The sequence below is a fragment of the Streptomyces sp. NPDC001219 genome (assembly GCF_053597915.1).
In genome coordinates, this window is record NZ_JBSFJF010000133.1 from 1 (window position 1) to 9,147 (window position 9,147).

Below are 9,147 nucleotides of genomic sequence, written 5' to 3' on the forward strand. Positions count from 1 at the left end.
GCGGCGGGGAATGCCTTCGTTGAGGGGTTGGTGGAGGCTCGTCGTGCGCGGGGTGTGGTGGGTTGTGCGGTGGCGTGGGGTCCGTGGGCCGGTGGGGGCATGGCCGGCGTGGAGGGTGCGGAGGAGCATCTGCTGCGTCGCGGGCTGAAGGCGCTTGATCCGGCGTTGGCGGTGTCGGCGTTGGAGATGGCTGTAGGCGAGGGTTCGGTGGTGGTGGCGGACGTGGAGTGGGAGCGCTTTGCCCCCGCGTTCACCAGCGCTCGCCCCAGTCCACTGCTGGCGGACCTCCCGGAGGTCGCTGACGCGGTAGCTGGTACGTCCCAGGAGGAGGTCCAGGGCGCGGGGCAGTCCTTCCTCGGTAAGGTCGCGGGCCTTTCCGCGGTGGAGCGCGCGCAAGCCGTACTCGACCTCGTACGCGGCCACACGGCCGCCGTTCTCGGGTTCCGCGATATGAAGGCCGTGGAGCCTGGCAGGGCATTCCGGGATCTGGGCTTCGACTCGCTCACCGCGGTCGAGCTGCGGAACGGGCTGAACGCCGACACCGGGATGCGGCTCCCCGCGACCCTGGTCTTCGACTACCCCACGCCACAGCTTCTCGCGGAGCACGTGCAGGACGCCTTGTTCGGTGCCGCGGACGCCGAGCCGGAGGCCGCCGTACTCGCTGACCTGGACCGTCTCGTCGGCGCGATTTCAGGATTTTCCCCAGAGAACGCCGCCAGGGGGCTCGTCGAGGCCCGTCTTCGGAGCATCCTGGCTGAGCTGGGCGGGGTGGCCGAGGGCGAGGCGAAGTCCGCCGTGTCCCAGCAGCTGGATGCGGCCTCGGACGACGAGATCTTCGATTTCATCAATCAGGAGCTCGGCCGTTCCTGAACGCCGCTGGTGAACCGTTCCGGTCTACAACGTATGGGGCAAGTTCCACATGGCGAATGAAGAACGGCTTCGGGACTACCTCAAGTGGGTCACCGCGGACCTGCATGAGACCCGTCGGCGCCTGCAGGAGCTGGAATCGCAGCAGCAGGAGCCGGTCGCAATCGTCGGGATGAGCTGCCGCCTTCCCGGGGGTGTGCGGTCGCCGGAGGAGTTCTGGCGCCTGCTGCACAGCGGAGCGGACGCCATCTCCGAGTGGCCGCAGGACCGTGGCTGGGATGCCGATGCGCTGTACGACCCGGAGGCGGACGGATCGGGCACCAGCTACTCGTGCAAGGGCGGTTTCGTCTACGAGGCCACCGAATTCGACCCCGGCTTCTTCGGGATCTCGCCGCGCGAAGCGCTCGCGATGGACCCGCAGCAGCGACTGCTGCTCGAAGCGTCCTGGGAGGCGTTCGAAGGCGCCGGAATCGACCCCCTCGGCCTGCGGGGAAGCCGCAGCGGTGTGTTCGTCGGGGCCAGCGGCCAGGAATACGGCGCCGGCCTTCGCGATATCCCCGACGATGTGCGGGGCCATCTCCTGACGGGCAACTCGACCTCGGTCGTGTCGGGTCGTGTCGCGTACACACTGGGACTTGAGGGCCCTGCCGTCACCGTGGACACGGCCTGCTCCTCCTCCCTGGTCGCGCTGCACCTGGCGTCACAAGCCCTCCGGTCCGGCGAATGCACGCTCGCCCTCGCGGGCGGTGTGACGGTGATGGCCACACCTGGGGCCTTCATCGAGTTCAGCCGGCAGCGCGGCCTTGCTGCCGACGGCCGCTGCAAGGCGTTCGCGGAGACCGCGGACGGCACGGGGTGGGCCGAGGGCGTCGGCATGCTGGTACTGGAGCGCCTGTCGGACGCCCGGCGGAACGGACACCGGGTGCTGGCGGTCGTGCGCGGCAGCGCCGTGAACCAGGACGGTGCCTCCAACGGTCTGACCGCGCCGAACGGTCCGTCGCAGCAGCGGGTGATCCGGCAGGCGCTGGCCGGTGCGGGACTCTCGCCCTCCGACGTGGATGTGGTGGAGGCGCATGGCACGGGGACGTCCCTGGGCGACCCGATCGAGGCACAGGCACTACTCGCGACGTACGGCCAGGACCGGGACGCCGACCGGCCGTTGTGGCTGGGTTCGGTGAAGTCGAACATCGGGCACACCCAGGCGGCCGCGGGTGTGGCCGGTGTCATCAAGATGGTGCTGGCACTGCAGCACGGCGTCCTTCCCCATACCCTGCACGTCGATGAGCCTTCCTCGCATGTGGACTGGTCGTCCGGCAACGTACGACTGCTCACCGAGGCTGTCGGATGGCCGGAGAACGGGCGACCGGGGCGCGGGGCGGTCTCCGCCTTCGGTGTCAGTGGCACCAACGCGCACGCGGTGATCGAGCAGGCACCCGAGGCGGAGCCCGCGCCCGAAGAAGGACAGCAGGACGGCACGGCCGCGTCCACGCCGCTGCCGATCGTGCCCTGGGTCCTCTCGGCGCGCGGTGACTCCGCCCTCCGCGAGCAGGCCAGAAGGCTGCTGTCGCACGTCGAGGCCCACCCCGGGGACGACATACGGGACCTCGCCCGCTCGCTCGCCTCGACGCGCGCCGCGCTGGAGAACCGTGCCGTCGTCCTCGGCAGCAGCCGCGCGGAACTGGTCGCGGCACTGGACGCCCTCGCCCGTGACGAGTACGCCGAAGGCACCGTGCGGGGGACGGACCTGCCGGGCGCGAAGACGGCCTTTCTGCTCGCGGGCCAGGGCTCCCAACGCCTGGGAATGGGGCGTGAGTTGTATGACACGTTCCCAGAGTTCGCGGACGCTTTTGACGCGGTGTGTGCGTGCTTCGAGGGCGAGTTGGGGGCGCCGCTGCGAGATGTCGTGTTCGGTGGCGAGGCCGAACTGCTGCATCGGACGGAGTTCACTCAGCCGGCGTTGTTCGCGGTGGAGGTGGCGCTGTTCCGGTTGGTGGAGTCGTTCGGTGTGCGGCCGGATTTCCTGGTGGGGCATTCCATCGGTGAGCTGGTGGCCGCGCATGTGGCGGGCGTGCTGTCGTTGGACGACGCGTGTCGGCTGGTGGCGGCCCGTGGGCGGTTGATGCAGGCGTTGCCGGAGGGTGGCGCGATGGTGTCCCTGCAAGCCGCCGAGGATGAGGTGCGTCCGCTGCTGGAGGGCCGCGAGGAGCAGGTGAGTATCGCCGCGGTGAACGGTCCGCAGGCGGTCGTGGTCTCCGGCGTGGAGTCCGCCGTGGCGGAGATCGCGGGGCATTTCGAGTCCGAGGGCCGGAAGGTGAAGCGGCTCCAGGTCAGCCATGCTTTCCACTCCCCGCTGATGGAGCCGATGCTCGACGAGTTCCGTGCCGTCGCGGAGAGCATCACGTACGAGCAGCCGCGTATCCCGGTGGTCTCGAATGTCACCGGTGAACTTGCCACGGCGGAGCAGCTGACCTCCCCCGACTACTGGGTGCGGCATGTCCGCGAGGCGGTCCGTTTCGCCGACGGTATCCGCTGGCTGGAGGAGCACAGCGTCGCCCGCTATCTCGAAATCGGGCCCGACGGCACGCTCACCGCGATGGCTCAGATGTGTGTGGAGAGCCCCGCGCACCTGGCGGTTCCCGCGCTGCGAAGGGACCGGTCCGAGGCACAGCACATGGTGACGGCTCTTGCGCAGTTGCACGCGCACGGCGCCGTACTCGACTGGGCCGCGCTGCTGCCCGGGACACGGCCCGTCGACCTGCCGACCTATCCCTTTCAGCGTCAGCGCTACTGGCTGGCGGCGACGGAGACGGAGGGCGCTGAGGCCCCGGAGCTTGAGGGCGTCGACGCGCAGCTCTGGGACGTGATCGAGCGTGGTGATGCGGCAGCGGCGGCCGGGGAACTGGCGATCGCCGGTGATGCCTCGTGGGCGGAGGCGCGCACCGCGCTGACGTCGTGGCGGCGGCAGCGGCGTGAGCGGTCGGTGGTGGACGGCTGGAGCTATCGGGTGGAGTGGAAGCCGCTCGCTGCGCGGTCCGGCGGGGTGCCGGACGGTCGCTGGCTCGTGGTGGTGGCTGCAGGGGACGCGTACGCCGAGGCCGTTGTGGATGGGCTGGCGGGGTGTGGGCTGGCGGTTGAGCGGGTGGAGTGTGGCGCGGGGGAGTGGGACCGGGGTGTGCTCGCCGCCCGGGTGCGTGAGGTGGCCGGTGCGGAGCCGGTCGCCGGTGTGCTGGCGGTGGGCGCCGTGGATGCGGTGCGTACCGCGGTGGTGGTGCAGGCGCTGGGGGACGCCGCTGTGGGTGGGCGTGTGTGGGTGGTGACGCGAGGGGCCGTGTCGATCGGTCGGTCGGATGCCGGGCCCGATCCGGTGCAGGCGGCGGTGTGGGGCGTGGGCCGGGTGGCGGCGCTGGAGTACCCGGACCGTTGGGGCGGTCTGGTGGACATGCCGGAGGCGGTGGACCGTAGGGCGCTCGACCGCCTGGCGGGGGTTCTCACTGATGGTGGTGAGGATCAGGTGGCTGTGCGGGCGTCCGGGGTGTTCGGGCGTCGGCTCGTGCACGCTCCGGCTCCCGGTGGTGACGCGGCCGACGGTTGGCGGCCGCGCGGGACGGTGCTGATCACGGGCGGTACGGGAGCACTGGGAGCCCGTGTGGCGCGCTGGGTGGCCGCACGCGGTGCCGAGCATCTCGTCCTGACGAGCCGTCGTGGCCCGGAGGCGCCTGGTGCGGCCGACCTGGAGGCGGAGCTGTCCGCCCTCGGCGTACGAGTGACCATGGCGGCCTGCGATGTCGCAGATCCGGACGCGGTCGCGGCACTGCTCTCCGAACATCCCGTGGACGCCGTCTTCCACGCGGCCGCCGTACTCGACGACGGCGTACTCGACTCCCTCACGCCCGAGCGGTTCGCCGCCGTCCTGCGGGCCAAGGCCGACTCGGCCGCCAACCTGCACGAGGCGACCCGCGGCCATGACCTGTCGGCCTTCGTCCTGTTCTCGTCCTTCGCCGGCACCATCGGCGCCGCCGGACAGGCCAACTACGCAGCTGCCAACGCCTACTTGGACGCCCTCGCCGAGCGGCGAGCGGCCGAAGGACTTGCCGCGACGTCCCTCGCCTGGGGCCCGTGGGGCGAGACCGGCATGGCGAGCGACGAGACGATGGCCCGGCGCATGCGCCGGGGCGGTGTGTCCCCGCTGCAGCCGGACCTCGCCGTCGAGGCCATGGGGAGCGCCATCCGCTCCGGTACGCCCGGTCTGGTGATCGCCGACATCACCTGGGCGGACTTCCGTGCCACCTTCGCCGCGGTCCGCCCGAGTCCGCTGATCGGTGATCTTCCGGAGATCCGTACCGCGGTCGAGCAGGCCACAGAGACGGGAGGCGATGACGCCCGGTCCGAGCTGCACCGGCAGCTTGCGGGACTGGAGCCGGCCGAGCAGGAACGGGTGCTCACCGATCTCGTCCGGTCGTACGCCGCCGGGGTCCTGCATTACGCGGGTCCCGCCGACGTACCGCCGAACCGGCCCTTCCGGGACCTCGGTGTCGACTCCTTGCTCGCCGTGGAGCTGCGGAACGCCCTGAGCCTGGCATGCGGGACCACACTGAGCGCAACGGTGGTCTTCGACTATCCGACACCGACGGCACTGGCCGGCCTTCTGCGCACCAGGATCGCGCCGGCCCAGGACGACATCGAGCAGTCAACGGCGACTCCCTCAGCGGTTGACGGTGACCCCCTTGCCATCGTGGGGATGAACTGCCGGTTCCCCGGCGGCGTCGACTCTCCGGAAGCCTTCTGGAAACTGCTGTCGGACGGTGCGGACACCGTCGGCGCCTTCCCGGCCGACCGCGGCTGGGACCTGAACTCGGTCTACGACCCCGACCCGGAACACCCGGGAACCACCTACGTCAACGTCGGTGGGTTCCTCAAGAACGTGGACCAGTTCGAACCCGCCTTCTTCGGCATGAGCCCCAGGGAAGCGGTGGCAACCGATCCGCAGCAGCGGCTGCTGCTCGAAGTGTCCTGGGAAGCCCTGGAGCGAGCCGGCATCGACCCGCATTCCGTGCGGGGCAGCCGCGCGGGCGTCTTCGTCGGAACGAACGGTCAGGACTATCCGGCGCTGCTGGCCAGTTCCCCGGACGACTTCGACGGCTACATCGGTACCGGAAACGCCGCGAGCGTGGTGTCCGGGCGAGTGGCCTACACGCTCGGCCTGGAGGGCCCGGCGGTGACCGTGGACACGGCGTGCTCGTCGTCTCTGGTGGCCCTGCACTGGGCGGCGCAGGCCCTCCGCTCCGGCGAGTGCGACCTGGCGCTGGTGGGCGGTGTGACGGTGATGTCGACGCCCGGGGCGTTCGTGGAGTTCAGCCGGCAGCGCGGACTCGCTCCGGACGGCCGGTGCAAGGCGTTCGCCGCAGGCGCCGACGGGACCGGCTGGGGCGAGGGCGTCGGAATGCTGGTCGTGGAGCGGCTGTCGGACGCCCGCCGCAACGGTCACCGCGTACTGGCCGTCATGGCCGGTTCCGCGGTGAACCAGGACGGCGCGTCGAACGGTCTGACGGCACCCAACGGCCCCTCCCAACAGCGGGTCATACGCCAGGCACTGGCGAGCGCCGGCCTGACGACCTCGGACGTGGACGCGGTCGAAGCGCACGGCACCGGAACGGCACTCGGCGACCCCATCGAGGCACAGGCACTCCTCGCCACCTACGGCCAGGACCGGGACGCCGACCGGCCGTTGTGGCTGGGCTCGGTGAAGTCGAACATCGGGCACACCCAGGCGGCCGCGGGTGTGGCGGGTGTCATCAAGATGGTGCTGGCACTCCAGCACGGCGTCCTGCCGCGGACCCTGCACGTGGACGCCCCCTCGCCCCATGTGGACTGGTCGGAGGGCAACGTACGGCTGCTCACGGAACCGGTCGCCTGGCCGCTCCACGACGAAGCGGCGGCCCATGTCTGCCGCGCAGGTGTGTCCTCGTTCGGCATCAGCGGCACCAACGCCCATGTGGTCCTGGAACGCGCCCCGGAACCGCCGCCCACCCCCGAGGCCCCCCAGGCCTCACCCGCGCGCCCGTCCGTCACACCGATGGTCCTCTCCGCACGTACCGAGTCCGCCCTCCGCGCACAGGCGGCTCGCCTGCGCGCCGCCTACGAGGCCGACCCCGGACTGGACCTGGCGGACCTGGGTTTCTCCCTCGCCACCACCCGCTCCGCGCGCTTCGACCACCGTGCGGTGGTACTGGCGGACGACCCCGCATCGGCGGCCCACCGCCTGGCCGCGCTCGCCGACGGCCTCAGGACCCCCGGTGTCATACAGGGGTCCCGGGCCGACGGCCGTCTGGCTCTGCTGTTCGCGGGCCAGGGCGCGCAGCGCTTGGGAATGGGAAGGGAGCTGTACGAGACCTTCCCGGTTTTCGCGGATGCGTTTGATGAGGTGTGTGCGCACTTCGACGGTGAGTTGGCCGCGCCACTGCGGAGCGTGGTGTTCGGTGACGAGGCACTTGCAGAGGCTGATTCGGACGCGGCGACGCTGCACCGGACCGGTTTCACTCAGCCGGCGTTGTTCGCGGTGGAGGTGGCGCTGTTCCGGCTCGTCGAGTCGTTCGGCATCCGCCCCGACTACCTCATGGGCCATTCCGTAGGTGAGTTGGTTGCTGCGTATGTGGCGGGGGTGTGGTCGTTGGAGGATGCGTGCCGTGTGGTGGCGGCGCGGGGGCGTTTGATGCAGGCGTTGCCGGCGGGTGGGGCGATGGTGTCGCTTCAGGCGTCGGAGGTTGAGGTGTTGCCGCTGCTGGAGGGCCTGGAGCAGCGGGTGAGTATCGCTGCGGTGAATGGTCCGCAGTCGGTGGTGGTTTCGGGTGACGAGTCGGTTGTTGCCGATATCACGGGACGTTTCGAGTCGGAGGGTCGGAAGGTGAAGCGGCTCCGGGTGAGTCATGCTTTCCACTCCCCGCTGATGGAACCGATGTTGGACGAGTTCCGTGCGGTTCTGGAGAGCGTGGTGTACGCGGAGCCGCGTATCCCGGTGGTCTCGAATGTGACCGGTGAGTTCGCTGCGGCGGAGGAGTTGGTCTCTGCTGACTACTGGGTGCGGCATGTGCGTGAGGCCGTCCGTTTCGCTGACGGTGTGCGGTGGTTGGAGGTGCACGGGGTGACCCGGTTCCTGGAGATCGGGCCGGACGGCACCCAGACCGCCATGGCACAGCTCTGCCTCTCGGCGCCTGACCTCTGTCTGCTTCCCGCGATGCGCAAGGACCGCTCCGAGGCCGAGGCCCTGCTGACCGCCGTATCGCAGGCGTTCGTGTTCGGCATGGATGTGGAGTGGCGTACGTGCTTCCCGGCGGCGCGGCGGGTGGATCTGCCCACGTACGCGTTCCAGCGTGAGCGCTACTGGCCGACGCCTGCACCTGACGCCGACCCGAGTGAGAACTGGCGGTATCGGGTGGAGTGGAAGCCGTTGGCGGCGCGGTCCGCTGGGGTGCCGGATGGTCGTTGGCTTGCGGTGGTGGCTGCGGGGGATGCGTTTGCTGAGGCTGTGGTGGAGGGTCTGGCGGGGTGTGGGCTGGCGGTTGAGCGGGTGGAGTGTGGTGCGGGGGAGTGGGACCGGGGTGTGCTGGCCGCGCGGGTGGGTGCGGTGGCTGGTGGGGAGCCGGTTGCCGGGGTGTTGGTGGTGGGTGTGGTGGATGTGGTGCGGGCTGCGGTGGTGGTGCAGGCGTTGGGGGACGCCGCGGTGGGTGGGCGTGTGTGGGTGGTGACGCGGGGGGCTGTGTCGATTGGTGGGTCGGATGGTGGGCCCGATCCGGTGCTGGCGGCGGTGTGGGGTTTGGGTCGGGTGGCGGCGCTGGAGTATCCGGACCGTTGGGGTGGTCTGGTGGACCTGCCGGAGGCGGTGGACCGTAGGGCTCTTGATCGGCTTGTGGGTGTCTTGGTCGATGGTGGTGAGGATCAGGTGGCGGTGCGGTCGTCCGGGGTGTTCGGGCGTCGGCTGGTACATGCTCCGGCTCCCGCTGGGGACGCGGCTGACGGTTGGAAGCCGCGCGGGATGGTGCTGATCACGGGTGGTACGGGTGCGTTGGGTGCGCGGGTGGCGCGTTGGGCGGCTGAGCGGGGTGCGGAGCATCTCGTCCTGACCAGCCGTCGTGGCCTTGAGGCTCCTGGCGCGGCTGAGCTGCAGGCGGAGCTGTCCGGCCTCGGTGTTCAGGTGACGGTGGCTGCCTGCGACGTCTCGGACCGGAACGCCGTCCAGGAGTTGTTGTCCGGGTGTGCGGTGGATGCCGTGGTTCATGCGGCGGG

Annotated in this window: 2 protein-coding genes; both read left to right on the forward strand. The window is 70.5% G+C overall.

Going from position 1 to position 9,147, the window contains the following annotated elements; translation table 11 throughout:
• The first annotated feature begins 99 nt into the window (after positions 1 to 99).
• On the forward strand, positions 100 to 870 hold the full coding sequence (locus ACWC9R_RS36515) for a beta-ketoacyl reductase (RefSeq protein WP_450738130.1): 771 nt from the start codon (positions 100 to 102) through the stop codon (positions 868 to 870).
• A gap of 49 nt (positions 871 to 919) precedes the next feature.
• Positions 920 to 9,147: type I polyketide synthase (locus ACWC9R_RS36520; protein ID WP_450738132.1), on the forward strand; the 8,228-nt coding region annotated here is incomplete at its 3' end.

Coding starts and splice junctions, on each gene's coding strand:
- ACWC9R_RS36515 (WP_450738130.1), top strand. CDS start 100: ATGGCCGGCGTGGAGGGTGCGGAGGAGCATCTGCTGCGTCGCGGGCTG.